The sequence below is a fragment of the Streptomyces sp. NPDC051740 genome (genome assembly GCF_044453165.1).
GTDB lineage: Bacteria > Actinomycetota > Actinomycetes > Streptomycetales > Streptomycetaceae > Streptomyces > Streptomyces atrovirens.
Map to the genome: position 1 here is coordinate 301,132 of NZ_JBITCL010000003.1, position 22,707 is coordinate 323,838.

21 protein-coding genes and 2 pseudogenes are annotated in these 22,707 nt (G+C 73.3%); 12 read left to right on the forward strand and 11 right to left on the reverse strand.

The genetic code is table 11. The features are described from left to right. Positions 1–463: 463 nt before the first annotated feature. Positions 464–2,230: an ABC transporter ATP-binding protein gene (locus ACIA6T_RS07060; RefSeq protein WP_399445527.1), complete on the reverse strand. Its 1,767-nt coding sequence runs from the start codon at positions 2,228–2,230 to the stop codon at positions 464–466. A 124-nt stretch (positions 2,231–2,354) separates the two neighbouring features. After that, positions 2,355–3,212, reverse strand: a complete 858-nt coding sequence (locus tag ACIA6T_RS07065) for an aldo/keto reductase (protein ID WP_399445528.1) — start codon at positions 3,210–3,212, stop codon at positions 2,355–2,357. Between the two features lie 218 nt (positions 3,213–3,430). Between ACIA6T_RS07065 and ACIA6T_RS07070 the strand changes: the two genes are divergently transcribed. The 4 genes from ACIA6T_RS07070 to ACIA6T_RS07085 all read left to right on the forward strand — a co-directional run bounded on the left by ACIA6T_RS07070 (position 3,431) and on the right by ACIA6T_RS07085 (position 6,785). Further along, a complete protein-coding gene (locus ACIA6T_RS07070; RefSeq protein ID WP_399445529.1) occupies positions 3,431–3,844 on the forward strand; it encodes a VOC family protein in 414 nt (137 codons plus the stop codon). 132 nt (positions 3,845–3,976) lie between these two features. Beyond that, positions 3,977–4,867, forward strand: coding sequence for a Gfo/Idh/MocA family protein (locus ACIA6T_RS07075; protein ID WP_399445530.1), 891 nt, complete (start codon positions 3,977–3,979; stop codon positions 4,865–4,867). Between the two features lie 308 nt (positions 4,868–5,175). Next, entirely contained in the window at positions 5,176–6,378 is a 1,203-nt protein-coding gene (locus ACIA6T_RS07080; protein ID WP_399445531.1) for a glycoside hydrolase family 64 protein, read from the forward strand. 185 nt (positions 6,379–6,563) lie between these two features. Beyond that, the gene (locus tag ACIA6T_RS07085) at positions 6,564–6,785 is read left to right on the forward strand and encodes a hypothetical protein (RefSeq protein WP_085575146.1); all 222 of its coding nucleotides are present in this window, start codon (positions 6,564–6,566) and stop codon (positions 6,783–6,785) included. Between the two features lie 82 nt (positions 6,786–6,867). On the opposite strand, the gene ACIA6T_RS07090 is transcribed toward ACIA6T_RS07085, so the two are convergent. From ACIA6T_RS07090 to ACIA6T_RS07110, 5 genes and pseudogenes are all read right to left on the reverse strand, one after another. Beyond that, positions 6,868–7,356, reverse strand: a complete 489-nt coding sequence (locus ACIA6T_RS07090; protein ID WP_399445713.1) for a DUF5709 domain-containing protein — start codon at positions 7,354–7,356, stop codon at positions 6,868–6,870. A 99-nt stretch (positions 7,357–7,455) separates the two neighbouring features. After that, positions 7,456–8,282: pseudogene (gene prcB / locus ACIA6T_RS07095) on the reverse strand (proteasome subunit beta); the annotation flags it as partial. Between the two features lie 78 nt (positions 8,283–8,360). Beyond that, entirely contained in the window at positions 8,361–9,845 is a 1,485-nt protein-coding gene (locus ACIA6T_RS07100) for a hypothetical protein (protein WP_399445532.1), read from the reverse strand. 168 nt (positions 9,846–10,013) lie between these two features. Next, positions 10,014–12,368, reverse strand: a complete 2,355-nt coding sequence (locus tag ACIA6T_RS07105; protein ID WP_399445533.1) for a glycoside hydrolase family 65 protein — start codon at positions 12,366–12,368, stop codon at positions 10,014–10,016. Further along, entirely contained in the window at positions 12,365–13,102 is a 738-nt protein-coding gene (locus ACIA6T_RS07110) for an HAD family hydrolase (protein WP_399445534.1), read from the reverse strand. Before ACIA6T_RS07110 ends, ACIA6T_RS07105 begins: the two co-directional genes overlap by 4 nt. 94 nt (positions 13,103–13,196) lie before the next feature. On the opposite strand from ACIA6T_RS07110, the gene ACIA6T_RS07115 reads away from it, so the two are divergent. From ACIA6T_RS07115 to ACIA6T_RS07125, 3 genes and pseudogenes are all read left to right on the forward strand, one after another. Next, the gene (locus ACIA6T_RS07115; protein ID WP_399445535.1) at positions 13,197–13,859 is read left to right on the forward strand and encodes a nucleoside/nucleotide kinase family protein; all 663 of its coding nucleotides are present in this window, start codon (positions 13,197–13,199) and stop codon (positions 13,857–13,859) included. 16 nt (positions 13,860–13,875) lie between these two features. Continuing rightward, on the forward strand, positions 13,876–14,388 hold the full coding sequence (locus ACIA6T_RS07120) for a GNAT family N-acetyltransferase (RefSeq protein WP_399445536.1): 513 nt from the start codon (positions 13,876–13,878) through the stop codon (positions 14,386–14,388). Between the two features lie 135 nt (positions 14,389–14,523). Continuing rightward, positions 14,524–14,832: pseudogene (locus tag ACIA6T_RS07125) on the forward strand (phospholipid carrier-dependent glycosyltransferase); the annotation flags it as partial. Between the two features lie 18 nt (positions 14,833–14,850). Here the strand turns inward: ACIA6T_RS07125 and ACIA6T_RS07130 are convergent. Next, a complete protein-coding gene (locus tag ACIA6T_RS07130; protein ID WP_385055554.1) occupies positions 14,851–15,264 on the reverse strand; it encodes a DUF3662 domain-containing protein in 414 nt (137 codons plus the stop codon). Positions 15,265–15,313: 49 nt separating this feature from the next. After that, positions 15,314–15,475: a hypothetical protein gene (locus tag ACIA6T_RS07135; RefSeq protein WP_399445537.1), complete on the reverse strand. Its 162-nt coding sequence runs from the start codon at positions 15,473–15,475 to the stop codon at positions 15,314–15,316. Positions 15,476–15,646: 171 nt separating this feature from the next. Between ACIA6T_RS07135 and ACIA6T_RS07140 the strand changes: the two genes are divergently transcribed. From ACIA6T_RS07140 to ACIA6T_RS07150, 3 genes are all read left to right on the forward strand, one after another. Next, positions 15,647–16,564 (forward strand): MurR/RpiR family transcriptional regulator, encoded by a 918-nt coding sequence (locus ACIA6T_RS07140; protein WP_399445538.1) that lies wholly within the window; start codon positions 15,647–15,649, stop codon positions 16,562–16,564. 292 nt (positions 16,565–16,856) lie between these two features. Next, complete coding sequence (locus ACIA6T_RS07145) at positions 16,857–17,231, forward strand: hypothetical protein (RefSeq protein ID WP_399445539.1); 375 nt, start codon at positions 16,857–16,859, stop codon at positions 17,229–17,231. A gap of 113 nt (positions 17,232–17,344) precedes the next feature. Further along, complete coding sequence (locus ACIA6T_RS07150) at positions 17,345–19,795, forward strand: SpoIIE family protein phosphatase (protein WP_399445540.1); 2,451 nt, start codon at positions 17,345–17,347, stop codon at positions 19,793–19,795. Here ACIA6T_RS07150 and ACIA6T_RS07155 read toward each other — a convergent pair. Both ACIA6T_RS07155 and ACIA6T_RS07160 read right to left on the reverse strand, forming a co-directional pair. Further along, positions 19,750–20,361 carry a peptidoglycan-binding protein gene (locus ACIA6T_RS07155; protein WP_399445541.1) on the reverse strand — a complete coding sequence of 204 codons (612 nt, stop codon included), beginning with the start codon at positions 20,359–20,361 and terminating at the stop codon, positions 19,750–19,752. The genes ACIA6T_RS07150 and ACIA6T_RS07155 overlap by 46 nt on opposite strands. Before the next feature lie 74 nt (positions 20,362–20,435). Continuing rightward, entirely contained in the window at positions 20,436–21,266 is an 831-nt protein-coding gene (locus ACIA6T_RS07160) for a hypothetical protein (RefSeq protein ID WP_399445542.1), read from the reverse strand. Positions 21,267–21,396: 130 nt separating this feature from the next. On the opposite strand from ACIA6T_RS07160, the gene ACIA6T_RS07165 reads away from it, so the two are divergent. Together ACIA6T_RS07165 and ACIA6T_RS07170 are read left to right on the forward strand one after the other, a co-directional pair. Beyond that, positions 21,397–22,116, forward strand: coding sequence for a TetR family transcriptional regulator (locus ACIA6T_RS07165; protein WP_399445543.1), 720 nt, complete (start codon positions 21,397–21,399; stop codon positions 22,114–22,116). A 161-nt stretch (positions 22,117–22,277) separates the two neighbouring features. After that, complete coding sequence (locus tag ACIA6T_RS07170) at positions 22,278–22,694, forward strand: Zn-ribbon domain-containing OB-fold protein (RefSeq protein WP_399445544.1); 417 nt, start codon at positions 22,278–22,280, stop codon at positions 22,692–22,694. Positions 22,695–22,707 lie beyond the last annotated feature (13 nt).

Below are 22,707 nucleotides of genomic sequence, written 5' to 3' on the forward strand. Positions count from 1 at the left end.
CAATTGACCGAAACCACTCGCATCTTGACCTCGACGGCACGAAGCCGAGAACGTTCCGCTCCCGGGGCTACGCCCCGCCCCCCTTCCGTCCCTGGACGGGCCTCGTCCCCCTTTCAGCCCCGGCCGGATCCTCCCCTCACCCCCGGACGGGCCTGGACACGACGGAATACCTGCCCCCAAGGGCTGCGCCCCGGACCTCCTTCCGACCCTGGACGGTCCTCGCCCCCCCTCGGCCGGACAGCCCGGTCGCGGCGGAACGTCCGTCCCCGGGCTGCGCCACGGTCCCCCTTTCGACTCCGGCCGGATCTCCCCCTCACCGCCGGACGGGCCTGGGCACGGCGGAACGCCTGCCCCCGAGGGCTGCGCCCCGGACCTCCTTCCGGCCCTGGACGGTCCTCGCCCCCGTCGGCCGGACGGGCTCGGCCGCGGCGAAGCCCGTTGGCCGTCGGTGGGTTCGGGGTGGTCAGGCCGCCTGGCCGCTGTGCAGTGCCGTGTACGCCCCTCCCCGGCGCAGCAGGTCCTCGTGGGTGCCGATCTCCTGGATGCGGCCGTCCGCCATCACCACGATCCGGTCGGCGCCGCGCACGGTGGAGAGGCGGTGTGCCACGACGAACGTGGTGCGTCCGTGCAGCAGCCGGGCGAGGGCCTCCTGCACCAGTGCCTCCGAGCGGGTGTCGAGCGCCGAGGTCGCCTCGTCCAGGACCAGTACCTTCGGGTCCCGGATCAGCGCGCGGGCGATGGCGAGCCGCTGGCGCTGCCCGCCGGACAGCCGGGCGCCGCGCTCCCCGACGAGGGTGTCGAGGCCCTGGGGCAGCCGGTCGACGAACTCCAGCGCGTTGGCGTCGCGCAGCGCGGCCCGTACCGTCTCCTCGTCGGCGTCGTCCATGCCGTAGGCGACGTTCTCCCGGACGGTGCCGTCGAACAGGATCGACTCCTGGGGCACCACGGACAGGAAGCGCCGGTAGGTGCGCAGGTCGAGGCCGTTCATGTCGGTGCCGTCGAGCAGCAGCCGGCCGGAGGTCGGGCGGATGAAGCCGATGACCAGGTTGAGCACGGTGGACTTGCCCGCCCCGGAGGCACCGACGAGCGCGATGGTCTCGCCCGGGGCGACGTCGAGGGTGAAGTCGCGCACGGCGGGGCGCCCGTCGGTCTCGTACGCGTGGCCGACGCCCTCGAAGGTGATCGCGCCGCGCACTCCGCCGACCTCCGTCTTGCCCTCGTTGTCCTCCAGTTCGGGGGCCTGGAGGACCTCGCCGACCGAACGGACGGACTCCAGCCCCTTGGTGATGACCGGGGCCAGTCCCGCGAGCGTGGTGGTGGAGTTGGTGAGCGTGGTCAGGAAGGCGCTGAGCATCACCACGTCGCCGGCGGTGACGTTCCAGACGTCGTAGTACGAGATGAGCGCCGCGCCGGCCAGCACGCTCACGCCGATGACGTTGAGGACGACCCAGGCCAGTGAGCCGAACCGGCCGTTGACCAGGTCCAGGCGCATCCCGGAGGTGAGCAGCCGGTTCAGGGTGCCGTCCATCCGGCGCAGCGCCTTGCCCTCCAGGCCGTGGGCGCGGGTGACGGGGATGAGCCGGGTCATCTCCGTGACCCGGGAGGACAGCGTCTCCACCTCGTGGCGGAAGTGCTCGTTGTGCGTCCGCAGCCGGGCCCGCAGCTTGGCGACGAGCAGGGCGGCGGCGGGCACGACGATCAGGAAGACGGGGAGGAACTCGGGGGTGCGGATCGCGATGATGACGAGCCCGCCGGTGAGGACGGTGAGCGCGCCGAGCCCGTTCTCCGCGGTCTGCTGCACCATCTGCTCGACGGTCTCCACGTCCCGGACGACCTTGGCCTGGAGCACGCCGGCGCTGACGCGGGAGTGGTAGCCGATGGAGAGCTGCTGCATGCGGGTGCACAGCGCGGAGCGCAGGGCGGTGCCCATGCGGCGGACGCTGCCGTACAGCAGCCGGACGTACAGCACGTGCAGCGGGTAGTTGACCAGCAGGATGAACATGATGACGCCGGTGCTGGTCCACAGCCGGGATATCGGCTGGTGCTGCACGACGGTGTCGATGATGGACGCGGTGATCAGCGGCAGCAGCCAGATCGGGCTGTGCTTGACCGTGAAGACGCCGACGGCGGCGGCGAGCCGGCCGCGGTCGGCGCGGAACAGATAGGCGAGGGTGCGGATCGGGTGCTCGCCGCGGTAGCGGTGGTCGAGCGGTCTTTCCAGCGACGCCATGGGTGGGGGTCCTCCACTGTGAGCCTTGTTCAGCAAGCGCTTTCTCCACTTGTGTGCCAGGAGTACACCAGGCACATGAGGTGCCCGCCCCCGGCGTCCAGCGCCTGAGACGGGCGGGGTGCGCTCAGCCCGCGTCCAGCTCCGCGAGGTCCTCGGCCGTCAGGACGAGGCCGGCGGCGCCCGCCGAGTCACGGACCGACTCCGGCCGGCTCGCGCCCGGAATGGGCACGACGACCGGCGACCTGGCGAGCATCCACGCCAGGCACACCTGGTACGCGCTCACCCCGTGCGCCCGGGCGATCCGCGCGAACGGGGCGTGGGCCGAGGCGAGTTCACCGGCCCGGGCGATGCCGCCGAAGGGACTGTAGGGCAGGAACGCGATGCCGAGCTCGTCGCACAGGCGCAGCTCCGGCTCACTGGAGCGGAAGGCCGGGGAGAACTTGTTCTGTACGGAGACCAGCCGGCCGCCGAGGATCCCGGCGGCCTGCCGGATCTGTTCCGGGTCGGCGTTGGAGACACCGGCCATGCGGATCTTCCCCTCGTCCAGCAGCTCGCGCAGCGCGCCGACGGACTCGGCGTACGGGACACGGGGATCGGGCCGGTGGAACTGGTAGAGCCCGATGGCCTCCACGCCGAGCCGGCGCAGGGACGCCTCGCACGCCCGCTTCAGGTGCCCGGGGCTGCCGTCCTGGGTCCAGCTGCCGTCGCCGGGGCGCAGATGACCGCCCTTGGTGGCGACCAGGACGTCGCCGCCCCGGTCGTGGGAGGCGAGGGCCTTGGCGATCAGGGTCTCGTTGTGGCCGACCTCGCCGGCGTGCAGGTGGTAGGAGTCCGCGGTGTCGATCAGGGTGACACCGGCGTCCAGCGCGGCGTGCAGGGTGGCCAGGGAGCGGGTCTCGTCCGGGCGCCCCTCGATCGACATGGGCATGGCGCCCAGTCCGACGGCGCCGACCTCGACATCACCGATACGGCGGGTGTGCATGTGCGCGTGACCTCTTCCGGCTGTCGTCTCACGGTCTCGGAAAGCGCGTACCAGCCTGGTCCCCGCGCGGCCCGAAATCCAATAGAGGAAAGCGAACGCATTCAGCAGACGGGGCGCTGAATCGGGACCCCGCCCGCGACACCGCCGCCGCGCGGGCGCCGGTGCCCGGAGTTACGCTGCGCGCAGCCGGTCCTTCGCCGACATTCCGGGAGGTAATCATGGCCTCGCTCCTCAATCCGTATCTCAGCTTCGACGGGAACGCACGGCAGGCCCTGGAGTTCTACAAGGAGGTCTTCGGCGGCCGGCTGCGGCTCAACACGTACGGCGACTTCGGCCGGCCCGGAACCGACAACGCCGACAAGATCATGCACGGCATGCTGGCGAGCGCGGCCGGCTTCACCCTCATGGGCGCCGACATGCCGCCGGGCATGACGTACGCCCCGGGGAACAACTTCGCCGTGAGCGTCAGCGGCGAGGACGAGCCCGAACTGCGCGGTTACTGGGAGAAGTTGTCCGGTGGCGGCTCGGTTGCCGTACCGCTGGAGAAGCAGATGTGGGGGGACGTGTTCGGGATGTGCACGGACCGCTTCGGCATCCCCTGGATGATCAACGTCAACCAGCCCGCGGGCTGAGCCCCGCGCCTCCCGGCGAGCGGCCGTTGACACGACGTTCCGGCAGGGATCACCGTACTGACCGGAGCGCGTCGGCGGAGCGCGCCAGGACACCGGTCCGGCGGCGGTCGCCGCACCGGGAGAGGCGGCGGCATGCGGATCGGACTGCTCGGCACCGGACCCTGGGCGCGGGCGGCCCACGCCCCCGCGCTGAGCGGGCACCCGGACCTCGACCTCGCCGGCGTGTGGGGCCGCCGGCCCGACGCCGCCGAGGAGCTGGCCGGTCTGCACGGCACCCGGGCGTACGACGACGTCGACGCGCTCTTCGCCGACGTGGACGCCGTCGCCGTCGCGCTGCCGCCCGCGGTGCAGGCGGAGCTGGCGGTGCGCGCGGCGCGGGCCGGGTGCCATCTGCTGCTCGACAAGCCGCTCGCGCCGACCGTCGCGCAGGGCCGCGCGGTGGTCGGGGCGGCCGAGGAGGCGGGGGTCGCGTCCGTGGTCTTCTTCACCACCCGCTTCCAGCCGGGGCCGGAGGCGTGGATCACCGAACAGGCACGCGTGGGCGGCTGGTTCACCGGGCGCGCACAGTGGCTCGGGGCGGTGTTCACCTCCGACGGCAACCCCTTCGCCGCCTCTCCCTGGCGGCGGGAGAAGGGCGCCCTGTGGGACGTCGGCCCGCACGCCCTGTCCGTCCTGCTTCCGGTGCTCGGCGAACCGCGGCGGGTGACGGCGGCGGCGTACGGCCCCGGCGACACCGTCCATCTCGTCCTCGACCACGCGGGCGGCGCGTCGAGCAGCCTCACCCTGAGCCTGACCGCTCCCCCGGCGGCGGCCGGCGCCGTGGTGGAGCTCCGCGGCACGGCGGGCGTCACCTCCCTCCCGGAGGCCTCCGAGGGCGCCGTCCCGGCGCTCACCCGCGCCGCGGACGCCCTCCTCGCCGCGGCCGGTACCGGCACCCCCCACCCCTGCGACGCGGCGTTCGCGCTCCGGGTGACGGAGATCCTGGCCGCGGCGGAGGCGCGGCTGAACGGCGGAACGCGCTGACGGCCTCACCGGGCGACTGCGGAACGGAGCGCTCCCGAAGCGCTCCGTGGCCATCGGGCCCGACCGGCTTAAGCGGCCCTTAAAGCCCGGTTAAGCGATCACCGGATCTTCGCCGTTTTTTCAAACAATCGCAGGTCAGCGCGGTGTTGCGGACAAGTCGGACCGTTGGCGGGGGCCGCGGCCGTACCTAGCATCGATGTCGCGCGCCGGTCCCGACGCACCGCTGTGAGAGCGCTCTCCGCCGCTCTCCTCCCCCTGTCGGCCGGCGCGGTCAGGAATCCGCACGAGTACTCCTGGAGATCCCCCACATGACTCCCCGTCATCAGCGCAACCTCGGCCGCCGCAAGGTCCTCTTCGCCCTCGGCGGAGCCGCCGTGGCCATCCCCGCGGCGGCGGTGATCGCCCCGCACGCCCTCGCGGACCAGTCCGGCGGGCAGAAGGCCGGCACGGCGGCGGGGGCCCTGCCGCTGACGATCGTCAACAACAGCGGTTCCTTCGGCAACGCGAACGTGCACCTCTACATCGTGGGCAACGTGGACGGCCGTCAGGTCCGGGTCACCCCGGAGGGCACCGTCGCCCCGGTCGCCGCCTCCGACAACGGCCCCGACGGCTTCACCGACTACGCGATCGGCCTGGCCGGCAGCGGCGAGACCAGGCTGTCCCTGCCGTACATGTCCGGCCGGATCTACGTGTCCCTCGGCGCGAAGCTCAAGTTCAAGGTCGTCACGGACGGCAACGGCAACGCGGCGCTGCAGTACCCGGCCGGCTGGGTCACCTCCGACCCCAACTACGGCGTGCTGCACGACTGCGCCGAGTTCACGTACAACTCCTCGGGCATGTTCTGCAACACGACCATGGTCGACATGTTCAGCGTGCCGATGGGCATCCGGCTCACCGGCGCCAAGGACCAGACGACGGGCACCGTGCGCGAGGGCGGGCGCGCGGCGGCGTTCGCCGCCGTCAAGCGGGTGGAGGCGTTCTCCCGGCTCGTCGTGGACGACACCCGGATCATCGCCCCCGGCCACGGTCTGGACGCCGGGCTGTTCGCCGAGGACTACTTCGCCCCGTACATCGACGAGGTGTGGAGCACCTACACCGGACGGGACCTCGCGGTCACCACCAACGCCGGCACCTTCACCGGCCGGGTGCGCGGCGAGCGGTTCACCTTCGACGGGCCCGCCCAGGTCTCCTTCGGCAAGCCCTCCACGCGGGACGTCCTCTTCTGCGACGGCGCCCTCGCCGCCCCCAACGACGGCACGACCGGCCCGGTCGCCGCCGTGCTGGGCGCCGGCTTCAACCGTTCGACGCTGCTCAGCCACCCGGACCAGCCGACGGCCGACGCCTCGGTCTTCTACCGGACCGAGCTCACCAACCACTACTCCAAGGCGGTCCACACGGCCACCGAGGACGGCAGGGCGTACGGCTTCGCCTTCGACGACGTGGCCGACTTCGCCTCGTACATCCAGGACACGGCACCCACGGGCCTGCGGCTGACGCTCTCGCCCTTCTGAGCGGCTCGCGGAGCAGGTTTCCCGCGGGGCGGGGAAGGTACCCCGGCAGCCAGGAGGAGCGGCCCCTCACCGCGGTGCCGCGGGCGTTCCGGATGCACGGCGGGCTCCCGCGTTGAATGGTGGGGCATAGGACCCGATGACAGCACCGGGGCCGCTCCAGCGATCCGGACCCGAGGAGCCAGAAGATGTCGACGTCCCAGCCCGACGCGTCCCAGCCCGAAGCGTCCCGGCGGTCCGCGGACCGCGCCACCCCGGACAGCCTGCTCCACGCCCGCACCGGCACCGATGTGTCGCCGGAGGACATCGTCCTTGCCTCGGGCAAGGACCTCACCCCGCACAACCTCGAGTGGGCCAGGCGGAAACTGGACGAGGAGGGGCCCGCCGCCCTGGACAAGATGCTGCCCTGAGCCCGCGGACACCCGTTCGCGGACGGCACGGCGCCGCCGGCCCGGTGCGATCGCGCACCGGGCCGGCGGCGCCGTTCCGGGGTCAGGTTCCGTCCCGGTCCTCCGGGAGCGCCGTCCCGTCCTCCACGACGTGCATCGCGGCCTCCTCCGCGCCGGCCGCCCCCGCGTCGATGCCGACGTCCTCGGCGACGGACTCCTTGGTGGTGTCCGTGTGGGCGCCCTCGTCCGGGGCGACCAGGCGTCCGGCGCGGCCGGTGCCCGCCTCCGGGTCGACCGGCTCGCCCTCGCCGCCGGGGAGGTCGCCCACCGCGTCACCGGCGGGCGCGGACGCGTCCGGCACCTCCTGGGCCAGCCGCTGGTCGAGGCTCTCCCCCTCGTGCTGCTCCGCGGCCGTGGTGCCGTACTTGGTCACGCCGAGCGGTTTCTCCGGCGGGGAGTAGCCCTCGTCGAGGGTGTCGTCGTAGGTCCGTTCGTCGAGGGCGTCCTGCATGTCGAGCGGCGCGGCGTCCTCCTGCTCCTCGTTGCTCCCGGTGGGCTGGTAGGCGTCGTCCCCCATCGGCTCGGTGCCCATGGCTTCCTCCCTGTCACGCTGCGTCGGCTCGTTCGCCTCGGGTGTCAGATCCGCGTTTCCCGTGACGCGGTCCCTAACCCCGGTGCGTGTGATGACGGGGAGGGGCGCGTTCGGGCCGTCCGGGCGGGAGTGACGCGGGCCGGCCACGTCGAGGCCCAGCCGTCGGATCTCGGTCTCGCCGAGCCGTTCGCAGCCGTCCTCGGTGATGACCGGCACGACCGGGAAGATGCGGCGGGAGAGATCGGGGCCGCCGGTCGCCGAGTCGTCCTCGGCGGCGTCGTAGAGGGCGGCCGGGGCGGCCTCGTCGCGGGACATGCCGGCCGGTGGAGCTCCTTGAGGGCGCCCCTGGCGTACGGGGATCCGGAGCCCTCCGTGTGGAAGCCGTGTTTCTCGTAGCGGCCGCCGGCGGCGTCGTAGGAGAAGATCCGGCCCCGTCCTCCCCCGGACGCGGTGGTGTCGTAGCCGGCGAGCAGCGGGACGACGGCGAGGCCCCGCACGGCCTGGGCGAGGTTCTGGCGGATCATGGTGGCGAGCCGGGCCGCCTTGGCGCCGAGGGGCATCGGGATGCCCTCGATCCTCTCGAGGTGGGCGAGTTCGACCTGGTGGAGCCGCACCATGTCGAGGGCGATCCCCACGGAGCCGACGATCGCGACGGCGGTGTGGTCGTCGGCGGGCAGCACCTTCTCCAGATCGCGCTGGGCGATCAGGTTGCCCATGGTGGCCCTGCGGTCACCGGCGATCAGGACGCCGTCGCCGTAGGTGAGGGCGAGGATCGTGGTGCCGTGCGGGACCTCCGAGGCACGGACGCCCTCGGGGAGGGTGCGCGTGCCCGGCAGTCCGGGGCGGTGGGCCGCCGGGAACTCGGTGAAGGACGAGCTTCCCGGAGTGAGGAACTCCTCCCCCGGCCGCCCCTCGTGGTCGCTCCCCGCCGTACCGCTTCCCCTCGTCGCTCCTTCGCGCCCCGACGACCGACTCCTGCCTGGACCGGGTGCGCGGGAAACCCGTCAGCCGGAGCCGGGCGCCGGGGCGATACGGGCTTCGAGGTCGCCGATCCGGTGGACGGGCCAGGAGCGGGCGTACCCGGGCGGCGTGCCGCCGGGCCCGGTGAGGGCGGCGACCGGGACGCGGTCCGCGGTGCGCAGGATCTCGGCGGCCGTGGTGTTCTCGTTGTTCCCGGCGGTCGCTCCGGAGGAGCAGCCGGTGTAGTAGCCGATGGGGATCGCCTCGTGGCCGGTGATCAGACAGGGCGGGCGGACACCGAGCCGGTGCAGGTCGTCGGCGGTGCGGGCCCAGTCCCGGCGGCTGTCGACGTTGCGGTCCACGGTGTGCACGAGGACGGTCAGCTGCACCGTGAGATGACCGGCCAGGCCGAGTGCGACCAGGGTTCCGGCCGCGGGCCGCCACTTTCCGCGCGGTGCCGTGACCAGGTACCACAGCGCGTCGGCGACCGGGATCGCGAGCAGGGCGTAGGCGGGCTGGAGGAAGCGGGGCGCCGCGTACTCGATCATGAACAGGTAGGGCAGGGCGACGGTCGTGGCGCAGGCCAGCGGCACCACGGTGCGCGGGGTGCGGCGGGCCCGCACGGCGACGATCAGTCCGAGGACGGCGAGCACCGGCAGGACGAACCACCACAGGGTGATCACCGGGTGGGGCATCGGGCCCGTGCACGGACGGCACAGGGCGCGCCCGCCCAGGCTGCGCAGCTGGTCGTCGACGGCGATGTCCAGGCCGAGCCCGCCCTGGACGCGGGAGGCCTCGGCGAGCCGCTCCCGCAGACCGCCGAACGCGGTGTACGCCTCGACCACCCAGGGGACCGCTCCCGCCAGCAGACCACCGGCGAGGGCGAGCAGGGACCGCCCGTGCCGGCCGGCCAGGGCGAGGACGAGGAGCGGGACCGTCGCCCAGACGGCGTCGGTGGGCCGCATCCAGGCCATGAGCGCGGTCCCCGCCGCCACCCCCCACAGGGGGCCGCCGGACGAGGGGTCCGCGCGGTGGCGCAGGAAGCAGCCGACGGCGGTCAGCGCGCCGACGGCGACCCAGTAGTTGGGCATGGCCTGGGGACCGTAGAAGAGCGTGATCCACAGGGAGGCGAAGAAGGCACCCGCGATGACCAGGACCCGGGTGGGGAACAGACCGCGCCAGGCGTGCAGGGCCAGGAAGAGGGCGAGGCCGGAGAGCAGGGCGAGGTAGACGCGCAGCAGGGCGGTGGACCCGGACCAGGACGCGACGGGCGCCACCAGCAGGGACACCCCGCGGGAGCGGGGGGCGCTGAAGAAGGCGGCCGGGTGGTGGGAGGTGACCTGGCTGGTGTAGACGATCTCGTCCCAGCCGAGGCCCAGCACGGGGCGGACCAGGGCGAGTTGGGCGAGGACGAAGACAGCGGCGAGCACCGCGAGCGGGCGGGCGCCGCCGCGCGGTGACGGGCCCGGTCCGGCACGCTGCCCGCGCTTCCGCAGGCCGGTGAGAAGGGCACCGGTGCCGTCGGTCATCGTCCGTCCCTCATTCCCGCGCGTCATCGGGTCCCGGGTTCCACGGGCCCTGCGCTCTGAAGGACGGGTACCAGGAGACCGGCGTTCCGGAGATCACCGACAAACTAACCCGCGTGCGACGGACCCGCAGGACGGGATACGGCCGTCCGCCCCGGGGCCCGCCGCCGGTCAGCGCGGGTGCGGACCCCGGTGCGGGGGCTGCTCGGGCGCCGGGCGGGGCCCGGGCAGTGGGACGGGACGCTCGGCGGGGGCGCCCTCGCGCACGGTCAGCTCGGTGCCGTGGTGTCGGATGGTCAGCGGCGCTCCGGAGCGGAGCGTGTACGTCGCCCGGTCCCCGGTGACCTCCACGCGCAGGCACCGGCCGAGGAACCGCAGGGTGAAGGCCAGGCGGCGCAGCCTCGACGGCAGCCGGGGGGTGAACCGGAGGCTGCCGTCGTCCCAGCGCATGCCGCCGAACCCGGCGACCAGGGCCGTCCAGGTACCGGCCAGGGAGGCGATGTGCAGTCCGTCGCGGGTGTTGTGCTCCAGGTCCGCGAGGTCCATGAGGGCGGCCTCGGCGGTGTAGGCGTGGGCCAGGTCCAGGTGGCCGGTGCGGGCGGCGAGGACGGCCTGGACGCAGGCCGACAGCGAGGAGTCCCGTACGGTCAGCGGCTCGTAGTAGGCGAAGTTGCGGGCGATCTGCTCCTCGCCGAAGACCTCCTCGAAGTAGCCGGCGCAGGTGTGCATCGCCAGCACCAGGTCCGCCTGCTTGATCACCTGTTTGCGGTAGAGGTCGAAGTAGGGGAAGTGCAGCATCAGCGGGTACTGGTCGGCGCGGGTGCCGGCGAAGTCCCAGCGCTGGTAGCGGGTGAAGCCCGCGTGCTGTTCGTGCACGCCGAGTTCGTCGTTGTAGGGGAGGTTCACGGCTTCGGCGGCGTCCCGCCAGCCGGCGCTCTCCTCCTCGTCGACGCCGAGGTCCGCCGCCCGGTCCGGGTGCCGTTTGCAGGCGTCGGCGGCGGCCAGCAGGTTCGCCCGGGCCATGAGGTTGGTGTACGTGTTGTCGTCGGCGACGGCACTGTACTCGTCCGGCCCGGTGACGCCGTCGATGTGGAAGACGCCCCGGTCGTCGTGGTGGCCGAGGGAGCGCCAGAGGCGGGCGGTCTCCACCAGCAGCTCCACGCCGGTGTCACGTTCGAAGCGCTCGTCGCCGGTGGCCTGGACGTAACGCACCACGGCGTCGGCGATGTCGGCGTTGACGTGGAAGGCGGCGGTACCGGCCGGCCAGTACGCGGAGCCCTCCGAGCCCTCGATGGTGCGCCAGGGGAACGCGGCCCCGCGCAAACCGAGTTGGGTGGCGCGCTCGCGGGCGACGGGCAAGGTGGTCTGCCGCCAGCGCAGCGCCTCGGCGGCGGCCTCCGGAACGGTGCAGATCAGCAGGGGCAGCACGAACACCTCGGTGTCCCAGAAGGCGTGACCGTCGTAGCCGGAGCCGGTCAGCCCCTTGGCGGGTATCGCGCGCCGCTCGGCGCGGGCCCCGGCCTGCAGGACGTGGAAGAGGGCGAAGCGCACGGCCTGCTGGATCTCCTCGTCGCCGTCGACCTCGACGTCGGCGCGGGCCCAGAAGTCGTCGAGGTAGGCCCGCTGTTCGTCGAGGAGTCCCTGCCAGCCGCTGTGCGCGGCGGCGGCCAGCGCCGCCTCCACCTGGTCGCTCATCGCGGGCCGGGAGCGGGCGCCGGACCAGCCGTGGGCGACGAGTTTCTCCACCCGCAGCCGCTGTCCCGGCTCCAGGACGGAGGTGACGGTCAGCCGGGCCACGTCCACGTTGCTCTCGCAGCCGGTGGTGGTGCGCGCGGGGCCGTCGACGATGTGGTCGGCGGCCACGGCGACCCTCAGGCCGCTGCGCCGGGTGCGGTGCACCAGGCGCAGCCGGTGGTCCTCGGCGAAGTCCTCCTCGGGCTCCAGCGGGGACTTCAGGGCGCGGGCGGCACGCGGGTCGCCGTCGGGTCCGGGCAGGCTCTCGTTGGCGACCAGTTCGGACTGCACCACCACGCGGGTGCGGCTGTCGACGGGCTCGACCTCGTAGGCGACGGCGGCGACGGCCCGTTGGGTGAGGGAGACCAGCCGGGTGGAGCGCACCCGGACCGTGGACCCGGCCGGAGAAGTCCATTCGCAGACCCGTTCGAGGACGCCCCGGCGCAGGTCCAGGGTCCGCTCGTGGCTGACGAGGCGCCCGTAGCGCAGGTCGAACGGCTCGTCGTCGACCAGCAGCCGGATCACCTTGCCGTTGGTGACGTCGATGACCGTCTGGCCCGACTCCGGGTAGCCGTAGCCGGCTTCGGCGTAGGGCAGGGGGTGCAGTTCGTGGACGCCGTTGAGGTAGGAGCCGGGCAGGCCGTGCGGTTCGCCCTCGTCGAGGTTGCCGCGCCAGCCGACGTGGCCGTTGGACAGGGCGAACACCGACTCGCTCTGCGCCAGGACGCCGAGGTCCAGACTGTGTTCGCGCACGGTCCACGGGTCGACGGCGTACGCCCGCTGTGTGATCACTCGTCACCTCCGAGTTCGGCCAGGTCCGTCACGACCCGGTCGGCTCCGTGCGCGTACAGCGCGTCGGTCTGGCCCACCCGGTCAACGCCGACGACGTACCCGAAGTGCCCGGCGCGGCCCGCGTCCATGCCGGCCAGCGCGTCCTCGAACACGGCGGCCCGGGACGGCTCGACACCGAGGTCCCGGGCGGCGGCGAGGAAGGTGTCGGGCTCCGGTTTCCCCGGCAGGCCGCGCTCGGCGGCGACCACACCGTCGATCCTTACGTCGAAGAGGTCCTCGGCACCGATCGACCGCAGTACGTCACGGCAGTTGGCGCTGGAGGAGACGATCGCGGTGCGCAGTCCGCGGGCGCGGACCGCGGCGAGGTAGCGCAGGGTGCCGTCGTAGGCCTCCACGCCGTCGGTGCGGATCCTCTCCAGCAGCCGTTCGTTCTTGCGGTTGCCGAGGCCGTGCACGGTGCGGGCGTCGGGCGGGTCGTCGCGTTCGCCCTCGGGCAGTTCGATGTCGCGGGAGGCGAGGAAGGTGCGGACGCCGTCGGCGCGCGGGCGGCCGTCGACGTACTCGTCGTAGTCGGCGTCGGTGAAGGGCCGGAAGGCGTCGCCGTCCCGCTCGCGGAGGAAGGCGTCGAACATCTCCTTCCAGGCGGCCGCGTGGACGACGGCCGTCTTCGTGACGACGCCGTCGAGGTCGAAGAGGCAGGCGAGGATGTCATCGGGCAGACCTGGATCCGTCATACGGGACACCGTTCCCCGATACGGTGCCGGACAGTGGGTGGCGCGGGCCACATGGCGGCGGACCGCCCGCTTCCCGGGTGGCACACTCTCCCGTGTGGCGCTGACCTTCGACGACCTCCTCCGCCGTGCCCGTGCCCTTCCGCAGGGCGGCCGGCGCGCGATCCTCGGCATCACCGGCAGTCCGGGCGCGGGCAAGTCCACGCTCGCGGAGCGGCTGGTGCGGGAGCTGAACGGCACCGGGGAGCCGTGGGTCGCGCAGGTGCCGATGGACGGCTTCCATCTCGCCGACGCCGAACTCGACCGCCTCGGCCGCCGTGACCGCAAGGGCGCCCCGGACACCTTCGACGCGGCCGGATACGCGGCACTGCTGCGGCGGCTGCGCGAGGAGACGTACGACGACGTCGTGTACGCCCCCGGCTTCGAGCGGACGCTGGAGCAGCCGCTCGCGGGCGCGCTGCCGGTACCGCCGACGGCCCGGCTGGTGGTGACGGAGGGCAACTACCTGCTGCTGGACACCGGCGCCTGGGCGCGGGTCCGGCCGCTCCTCGACGAGGTGTGGTTCTGCGTCCTGGACGAGGAGGAGCGGCTGCGGCGGCTGATCGCCCGGCACGAGGAGTTCGGCAAGAGCCACGAGGAGGCGGTGGCGTGGGTCGGGCGCAGTGACCGGCGCAACGCCGAGCTGGTCGCGTCGACGCGGGACAGGGCCGACCTGGTGGTCCGGCCACCGGAACCGGCTGGACGGGGTGCGGCCCGGTGACGCAGGCTCTCGTCCCGTGATCAGAGAAGCCACCGTGCACGACGTCCCCGAGATCCGCGCGATGATCCGCGAGCTCGCCGCCTACGAGAAGGCCGCCGAGCAGGCCCGCGCCACCGACGAGCAGCTCCGCGCGGCCCTGTTCGGCGAGCACCCCGCCGCGTCCGTCCTGATCGCCGAGGACGACGACACCGGCGGCATCGCGGGGTTCGCGCTGTGGTTCCCGCGCTTCTCGACCTGGACCGGTACGCGCGGGATGCACCTGGAGGACCTCTACGTCCGCCCGGACACCCGCGGTGCCGGACACGGCAAGGCGTTGCTGGCCGCCCTCGCGGCGATCTGCCGGGACAACGGTTTCGAACGCTTCGAGTGGGTGGTGCTCGACTGGAACGAACCGGCGATCGCCTTCTACGAGTCGCTCGGCGCGGAGCTGCTGGAGGAGTGGACGGTGTGCCGGCTGACCGGTGCCCCGCTGGAGGAACTCGCCGCGCGGGCGGTTCCCCCCGTGGGCGGAGGGCCGGTGCGGCAGTAGGGGCCCTTGAGGGGTCCTGCGGCGGCGGACGTACGCGATCCGGTCACCGGTGGCGACGACGGCACCGTGTCGCGGCGCGCGGGCCGGCGGTGGCCGTGGCCGTGGTGCTGCTGCTCGGACGGACGGCCGTGGCGGTACCTGCCTTACTCCGACGAGGCGTTCGGCGGCCCGTCGAAGACCCGGTTCCGGCTGCACGACTCGCACGTCGACCGGGGCCAGGACCTCGGCCGGCTCGCCGACCGGCTGCGCGAGCGGTACCGCGGGGAGCGGATCCGGCTGGTCCACAAGGGCGGTGGGGTGCCCTCGTACCACGGCATCCGTGCCGCCGATCCGCTCCGGGTGCCGCCCGCCGAGGCGCACGGGGTGCTGGTGGTGCCGGACTCCGCGGCGGTCGAGGCGACCGGCCGGCCGGCCGACGACGTCGGCCACTCCCTCACGGTCTAGCGGCGCCGACCCGCACCGTCAGCCGGGCGTCGCCTGCCCCGCGCGCAGGAAGGCGTCGGCGCTCACGTGCGGCATCACGCTGCTCGCCACCCGGAAGCGGCCGTTGGGGACCTCGGCGGACCGGCGGACGTGCACGGCGAGCGGGCCCGCCCATTCGTAGCCGTGGCGCGCGGCGTGCCGGGCCAGCCGGTCGGTGAGCGCCTGTCCCACGCGGCTGCCGCGGCGGGTCAGTTCCTCGTGCACGGGTTCGGCCAGTTCCACGTCGTAGGCGTTGGGGACCATCACCCGGCCCGCCCGGCACACCACGGCGTGGCTGTCGCACTCGCGCCGCAGGGCGTCGACGAGTTCGACCGGCTCCCGGCCGAACAGCCGCGCCCACAGCGCTTCCCATCGGTTCTCCAGGGCGTCTTCCAGCGCGCTCAGGGCGCTCATGCTTTCACCTGCTCGGGATGTAGTCGGGGCGGGGAACGGCGGGCGCGGTCTAGCGTTCCCGGAAGTCGTCGGGCTTGATCTCGGCCTCTTCCAACGCCTCGCGCATCGTGCGGCCGGTACCGCCCCGGGCGCGCGCCTCGTCGTCGTCCTGCTGCTCGACGATGTCGTCGGTGTCCCGGGTCTTCGGCCGGTTCTCCTCGGGGACGGTCATGTCCGGTGGCTCCTGGTGTGTCACGGGGTTTCTGCTTCGCTGTGCCGTCGGGTTCCCCCGGGAGGCGCGGATATCCCCGGTGGAGCGGTCCGGTGTGCTCCGGTGAGCGGCCTGGCCACCACGGCGGGTGGGCTATGTTGAACCCTCGTGGGAGACGAAGGAGGCGCACCGGTGCGATCGCCGCAGCAGGCACGCGCACAGGCGTCCGCGATCACCTCGGGGAAGGCGGGCCAGGACCCGGAGGTGTCCCCGACGGCCCAGCTCCGCACGCTGTTCGACCGGCCCCGGCTCTCCCCCGGCCAGCGGCGCATCGCCCAGTACCTGATCGAGCACCTCGCCGAGGCGGCGTTCCTGTCGATCACGGATCTCGCGGACCGGGCCGGGGTGAGCCAGCCCTCGGTGACCCGGTTCGCCTCGGCGGTCGGCTTCAGCGGTTACCCCGCGCTGCGGGAGAGGCTCCAGTCGATCACGCTCGGCACCCGCTCCGGCGGTCCCGCCGAGGAGGTCCGGGGCAACGAGCTGCAGGCGGCGGTGGACGCCGAGATCGAGAACCTGGAGAACCTGCGGCGGGACTTCGCCGACGCCGACCGGTTCATCGAGGTCGGCCGCCGGCTGTCCGCGTCCACTCCGCTCACCGTGCTCGGGCTGCGCATCTCCGTCTCCCTGGCCGAGTACTTCGCCTACGCCGCCCGCCGTGTCCACCCGGACGTCCGGCTCGTGACGCTGGGCGGCAGCGTCGCCTACGACGCGCTGCTGCAGTCGCGGGAAGCGGGCGGCAGCTGGGTGCTGGCGTTCTCCATGCCGCGGCACGCCCAGGAGACCCTGACCGCGGTGCGGGTCGCCCGCAGCGCCGGGCTGAAGGTCGCGCTGATCACCGATCTGGCGCTGGGCCCGATCGTGGACGAGGCCGACGTCACCTTCGCCACCGGCACCGGGTCCCGGCTGGTGTTCGACTCCTACGCCGCTCCGGTCGTAATGTGCGCGGCGCTGCTGCAGGCCATGACGGACGCGGATCCGGAGCGGACGCAGGCCCGGCTCGACGAGTACGAGCACGTCGCCGACGAGCACCAGTTCTTCCTCAGGGACTGACCCCGCCGGAGGTCACCTCATGGGAAACGCCCACATCAAAGCGCGCATGAATGTTTTCATACGTCTTGCAAACCAGATGGCATATATAAATACTGCTCACGGATCACGGCCCGGCCGCTCAGTACCGGGCGCCTGCACGGATACCCGGAGCCGCCGGCACCTACCCGCTCCGGCGGCCGGGGTGTCGGCCGGGCATCCCCTGCCCGGCCACTCGCGGCGGCCCCGGTCATCCCCTAGGCCGGGGCCGCCCCACTCCGTCGTCCATCCACGCGACGCCGTACACCCGGAAGCGATGACCATGTCCTTGACGACCACGCGACTCGGTCCCGACTGGCCCTGCCAGGTCAAGACCCCAGGCAGCTACGACTGGGAACGCTCGGCGGCCAAGTGGCTGCGTGAGCTGGTGCCCGCGCGCTACGCGAGCTACCCGGCGTTCGTCCGGCACCCCGTCCTGCTGGCCCGGCACGCCCAGATCCAGGTCGAGCACGAGATCCGGGTGGCCCGCACCGCCCTGCAGACCGCCCGGTCCGACCTGCCCCGGGCCGGACTGCGCGAAGGGGTCATCGAGCACACGATCAAGCTCTACGCGGCCGAGGTCACGCAGCTCCAGCACATCGCCCGCAGCGTGCGGGCGGTCACCCAGGCCCTGGCCGAGTCCGGCCGCTGACCGCGGTCCCCACCCGGTGCGCACGTCACGGCCCCCAGGTCAGGACCGTCCGTGGATTCCGGGCGAACAAGCCGGTCAACGAACCGGGAGACGTGTGCGATGCTCATCGCGTGATGAGGGAGCCCATTGTCCCGGCGGGGCCCGGAGCCACGCCGGACCTGGTGGAACTGGCCAAGGTCGTCGCCCGGCAGCGTGCCGAGATGGACCGGCTGCGCGAGCAGGCCGCGACATCGGCCGTCGTGGAACGGGCCAAGGGGGTCGTGATGGCGCTGAGCGGATGCTCCGCCGACGCCGCCGGAGAGACCCTGCTCCAGCGGGCCAAGGCGGCCCGTCGCACCCTGCTGGAGGAGTGCTGGATCACCCTGGGGGAACTGGCACCCGCCCGGTCCGGTGAGCCGTCCGCACGGCCGGCCGGGGAGACCGGGGACGCCACGGCCGGCCTCCCCGAGTGCGCCCCTCCGGGAACACCCTCGGCCCCCGACGACGTCGCCGCCGCCCTGAGCCGCCTCGCCCGGGTCCTCGTGCGCACCGGCACCCCTCAGGAGCTGGCCCGGTGCCTGCTGGAACACCTCGGACAGGACCTGGCCGCGGACTCGGTCATGATCTACGGCCGTCGCACCGGCGGCAGCCTCGAACTGCTCGGACACGCCGGGATCGACGAACGGCTGGCCACCCGGTGGCGTCAGGTGCCCCCCTTCAGCGGGGTCGCCGCGCTGGACGCCCTCGAATCCGGTGAACCCCTCTGGCTGGAGGACTTCGCCGGGGACAGCACGCGGTACCTGCTGATCGGCGACCCGCCCGGGCGGTGGCGCTCGCGCGCCTGGCTGCCGCTGCCCGGCGGGGAGGGCCCCGACATCTGCGTCGGTGTGCTGCGCGAGCGCTCCGGCCCCTTCACCCCGCGCGACCGCGCCCATCTGCGCGGAGTGGTCCGGCTCTGCGCCGGCCGGCTGCGGACGTTCACCGCCCCGTCCGAACCCGCGGCCGAGCCGCTCCCGGACTCCGTACGGGCGCTGTTCGAGGCACTGCCGGTCCCGGCGATGCTGCTGACCCCGCTGCGCGGCCCGTCCGGCGGGACCGAGGACTTCCGGGTGGACGCCCTGACGGCGCAGGCGGCCGGCGTCCTGGGCGGCACCGGGGGCGATCCGGCCGGGCGGCGGCTGCGGGAGGTGCGGCCCGACCTGGTCGGCACACCGGTGTGGCGGGGCTGCCTGGACACCCTGGCCGGCGGGGGGACGTACGAGAGCGAGCCGTTCGCCCACCAGGAGGCCGTGAACGGCGCCACCGAGCTGGCCACATACTCCGCACGGGTGACTCCGCTGGAGGACGCTCTGGTCGTCACCTGGGTCCGGCACGCCTCCTCCGACCGGCAGGAGCAGCGGCTCGCCGACCTGCAGCGGCTGGGCAACCTCGGCTGGGCCAACTGGAACCTGACCACGTCCGAGGCGTCCTGGTCGTCGCAGGTCTTCGCGATCCTCGGCCGGAACCCCGCGGACGGGCCCGTCCGGCTCGTCGACCTCCCCGCACTCGCGGTGCCCGAGGACCGGTCCGCGCTGAGCCACGCCGTCGACGCCCTGATCCACGGGGGACTGCCGCTGGACACCCCGTTCCGGGTCCGCGGCACGCGCGGCGTCCGGCATCTGCGGCTCGCCGCCGAGGCGGTGGCCGACCTGCACGGTACGCCCGTCGAGGTGCACGGCTTCGTGCAGGACCTGACCGCGCGACGGCGGGTCGAGCTCGCCCTGATGGAGACCGAGCGGGCCATCGTCACCCAGCACGACGTGCTCCAGGCCGAGCGGTCCCTGGTCGCCCGGCTGCAGAACGCCCTGCTGCCGCTGCCCGAGCGGGTGGTCGACCTGGCCGGACTGCGCGTCGAGGTCGCCTACCTTCCCGCCCAGGCCGGCATACACGTCGGCGGCGACTGGTTCAGCGCCATCGAACTGCCCGACGGGGACGCCCTGTTCGTCGTCGGCGATGTCGCCGGGCACGGGATCGGCGCCGTGGCCACCATGGCCCAGCTGCGGTTCACCGCCAAGGGCATGGTCATCACCGGCTCCTCACTGACCGGCGCGCTCGCCCGGCTCAACACCCTGCTGCTGCACTCCCGCGACAGCCACGCCACCGCGACCATGGTGCTCGCCCGCTACCGGCCGGCGGAGCGGCGCCTGGTCTGGGCGCAGGCGGGACACATACCGCCCCTGCTGCTGCGCGACGGCGAGGTGACGTATCTGCGCCGGCCCAGCGGCATACTGCTCGGCGGCACCACCACGCCCCGCTTCGAGGAGGCCGAGTGCCGTCTCGAACCGGGCGACCGGGTGCTGCTGTACACCGACGGTCTGGTGGAGCGGCCCCCGGAGAACATCGACGTGGGCCTCGGGCGTCTCGCCGAGGCCGTGGCGGCCCACCCCGGTGACGAGGCCGGGTCCCTGGGCACGCTGCTGGAGGCGCTGCTGGAGGACGAGCGCCGCGACGACGTGTGCGTGCTGGACATCCGGGTGCCGAAGGAACGGCAGCCACCGGGTCAGCCGGTGCGGGACTCCAGCGCGAGGCGGGTGTCGTCGCCGTAGACGCCGGTCTCGTCGCCCCGGACGCCGTACCAGAGCTGGAAGCGGGCGACGGCGGCGGAGAGGGCGGCGTCGTAGCGGCCGTCGGTGGCGCCGGACCGGTAGACGTCCGGGACGCGCAGCAGCCGCTCCTGGAGTTCGGTCACCTCGGGGCCCGAGTCGCCCTCGCGGAGGAACCCCCGCTCGGCGGGGGCGGGCGGGGCCGGGGTGACGGGGGAGGCCGTGGACGGACGCGGGGCGGGTGCCTCGCGGTCGCCGGCGCCTCGTTCCATGAGCAGGAGCGCGCCGCCGAAGCCCGCCACCGCGGCGGCGGCCACGGCGAGCGCCAGTGCGGTGCGGCGGATCCCGGAGGCGTGCCGGGCCGCGGGGACGGGCGGGAGTTCCTGTGTCCGGTCCTCGGACCCGTGCGGCGGCCGGGGCGGCGGCACCGGCTCGTACCCGCCCCGCCCCTCCTCCTCGAACTCCCGGAACAGCTCCGCGAGCGCGTCGGTGCGGCGCGGGCGCAGGACGCGGACGGGTTCGAGGGGCGGCCCGTCGTGCGGCCGCCCCGGTCCGGACGGTGTCGTCACGTCGCTCTCCTTCCGTGCCGCGCGGGGAGTCGGTCCGCTTGCGCACAGAGGTACGTGACGGAGGTCCCTCGGGTTCAGGCGTCGCGGAGGAAGCGGCGCAGGGACGCCGTCATGGCGGACACGAACGCCTCCCGGCCGGTGTCGTCGAGGGCGTCGAGGGACAGGTAGGGATTGAGGTCCTCCAGTTCGACCAGCAGCAGTTCGCCGCCCGGCGCGCGGCAGGCGTCGACGCGCTGGATGCCGTGGTCGAGGGTGTTCCAGTCGATGAAGCCCCGGGCGAAGTCCAGGTCGTCCCGGCCGGGTTCGTACGGCTCCAGCTCCCAGCGGCGCTCGGGGTGCGGGGCGTAGAGGGCGTACTGGAAGTCGTGGTCGACGAAGTAGAAGGAGATCTCGTGGGCGAAGTCGATGTGCGGCTGCACCAGGACGTCCCCGTCGACGAGTCCGCGCACCTCGTCCGCGGGGACGACGCGCAGCCCTATGGAGTCGGCGCCGAGCCTGGGCTTGATCACGTACCGCTCCGTGCCGGGCAGCCGGTGCAGGTCCTCCGGCCGGTCGACGGTGGGGATCACCGGACGGCCGGCGGCGGTCAGGTCGAGCAGGTACTGCTTGCCGGCCATGTCGCCCCTGCCGGTGAGCGGGTTGTAGACCGGTGTGCCGGTCGCGGTGGCGCGCTCGCGGAAGGCGTCGTAGGCGTCCCGGTAGGCCAGTACGGGACCGCTGTTGCGGACCACGACGGCGTCGAAGCCGTCCATCAGGGCGGCGGCGTCCCGCGGATGGCACAGGGCGAGGTCGATGTGCTCGCGCAGCCGGGAGGTGAGGAAGATGTCCTCGTCGCAGTAGCGGCGCCCGCGGGCCGGGTAGGACAGGTCGGTGACGTACAGGACGCGGGGACGGGCGGGTGGCATACGTGCTCCTCGGGGACGGCGGTGGCTCGATCATAGGAACGACCTGCGGGAAGGGGGCACGGCGGTACTGAGTTCCGTGTGTGGTGTGCACTGAGTGCCATCAGTGGCTTCCCGGTGCTACGTTCCGTGCATGAGCTCCAGCAGTGCGGCTCCCGGCCGCGGGGACAGGGCCGAGAAGCCGCCGATGCGGGACGCCCTGGTCGCGGCGGCGTTCCGGCTGTTCCTGGAGCGGGGCTACGAACAGACCACGGTCGACGACATCGTGGCGCTCGCCGGAGTGGGCCGGCGGTCCTTCTTCCGCTACTTCCCGTCCAAGGAGGACGTGGTCTTCCCCGACCACGAGCGCTGCCTCGCCGACATGACGGCCTTCCTGGCGGCGGGCTCCGACGACGATCCGGTGCGCAGGGTCTGCGACGCGGCCCGGCTGGTGCTGCTGATGTACGCCGAGAACCCGGCGTTCTCCGTGCAGCGCTACCGCCTCACCAAGAGCGTGCCCGGACTGCGGGCGTACGAGTTGTCCGTGGTCTGGCGGTACGAGCGGGCGCTGGCCGGATTCCTGCGGGACCGTTTCGCCGGTCTGCCCGACGGCATCCTCCGCGCCGATGTGATCGCCGCGGCGGTGGTCGCGGCGCACAACAACGCGCTGCGCTCCTGGCTGCGTTCGGACGGGAAGGGGGACGCGGAGGCCGCGGTGGACCACGCGCTGGGGCATGTGCGGGCCGCGTTCGGCGCCGGGCCCGCCGCCGCGGCGGGCGAGGGGCCCGGGGACGTGGTGGTGGTCGTCTCGCGGCGCGGGGCACCGCTGTGGAGGGTGGTGCAGGAACTGGAGACCGCACTCGGGCGCGGGTGACCCGGCACGGACGCTCACCCCATTTTTGGGGGTACGGAGTGCCTTTACGAGTGGCACTGAGTGCCATACTCTGTGGCTGTGCACGGTGGCAGGGCGCACCGGCACGCGCGTGCCGGGTGACCGCACGCGGGATTCCGGCCGAGTGCAGGGAGTTGACCAGCGTGTACCACCACTCAGGAAGCGTCGCTCAGCAGGCAGCCGGCTCCGCGACGGGGGTCCTCGATCCCCAGGGCAAGGACCGTGCGGAGGCCATGCTCTTCCAGCGCTGCACCTGGTGCGGCACCGCCATGTACCACCGGCTGCTCTGCCCCGTCTGCCAGGGCAGTGACCTGCGCACGGAGCGCAGCGAGGGCGTCGGGACGGTCCGCCATTCCACGGTGCTGCACCGCAACACCCCGGCGGCCCGCAATGTGTCCCTGATCGAGATGGCCGAGGGGTTCGTGGTGCGCGGCCGGGTCATGGGGCCGCCCATCGGCATCCACGGCGGCGACCGGGTGCGGCTGTCGACGGCCAAGGACCCGGTGCGGGGCGAACCGGTCTTCCAGCTGGTGGGCGAGCCGTTCCGGGCCTGGACCTGACGGCCCGCCGGCC

Excerpts from the sequence above, each read along its gene's own strand:
- ACIA6T_RS07060 (WP_399445527.1), bottom strand. The coding sequence starts at position 2,230 with ATGGCGTCGCTGGAAAGACCGCTCGACCACCGCTACCGCGGCGAGCAC.
- ACIA6T_RS07065 (WP_399445528.1), bottom strand. The coding sequence starts at position 3,212 with ATGCACACCCGCCGTATCGGTGATGTCGAGGTCGGCGCCGTCGGACTG.
- ACIA6T_RS07070 (WP_399445529.1), top strand. The coding sequence starts at position 3,431 with ATGGCCTCGCTCCTCAATCCGTATCTCAGCTTCGACGGGAACGCACGG.
- ACIA6T_RS07075 (WP_399445530.1), top strand. The coding sequence starts at position 3,977 with ATGCGGATCGGACTGCTCGGCACCGGACCCTGGGCGCGGGCGGCCCAC.
- ACIA6T_RS07080 (WP_399445531.1), top strand. The coding sequence starts at position 5,176 with ATGACTCCCCGTCATCAGCGCAACCTCGGCCGCCGCAAGGTCCTCTTC.
- ACIA6T_RS07085 (WP_085575146.1), top strand. The coding sequence starts at position 6,564 with ATGTCGACGTCCCAGCCCGACGCGTCCCAGCCCGAAGCGTCCCGGCGG.
- ACIA6T_RS07090 (WP_399445713.1), bottom strand. The coding sequence starts at position 7,356 with ATGGGCACCGAGCCGATGGGGGACGACGCCTACCAGCCCACCGGGAGC.
- ACIA6T_RS07100 (WP_399445532.1), bottom strand. The coding sequence starts at position 9,845 with ATGACCGACGGCACCGGTGCCCTTCTCACCGGCCTGCGGAAGCGCGGG.
- ACIA6T_RS07110 (WP_399445534.1), bottom strand. The coding sequence starts at position 13,102 with ATGACGGATCCAGGTCTGCCCGATGACATCCTCGCCTGCCTCTTCGAC.
- ACIA6T_RS07130 (WP_385055554.1), bottom strand. The coding sequence starts at position 15,264 with ATGAGCGCCCTGAGCGCGCTGGAAGACGCCCTGGAGAACCGATGGGAA.
- ACIA6T_RS07135 (WP_399445537.1), bottom strand. The coding sequence starts at position 15,475 with ATGACCGTCCCCGAGGAGAACCGGCCGAAGACCCGGGACACCGACGAC.
- ACIA6T_RS07145 (WP_399445539.1), top strand. The coding sequence starts at position 16,857 with ATGACCATGTCCTTGACGACCACGCGACTCGGTCCCGACTGGCCCTGC.
- ACIA6T_RS07150 (WP_399445540.1), top strand. The coding sequence starts at position 17,345 with ATGAGGGAGCCCATTGTCCCGGCGGGGCCCGGAGCCACGCCGGACCTG.
- ACIA6T_RS07160 (WP_399445542.1), bottom strand. The coding sequence starts at position 21,266 with ATGCCACCCGCCCGTCCCCGCGTCCTGTACGTCACCGACCTGTCCTAC.
- ACIA6T_RS07165 (WP_399445543.1), top strand. The coding sequence starts at position 21,397 with ATGAGCTCCAGCAGTGCGGCTCCCGGCCGCGGGGACAGGGCCGAGAAG.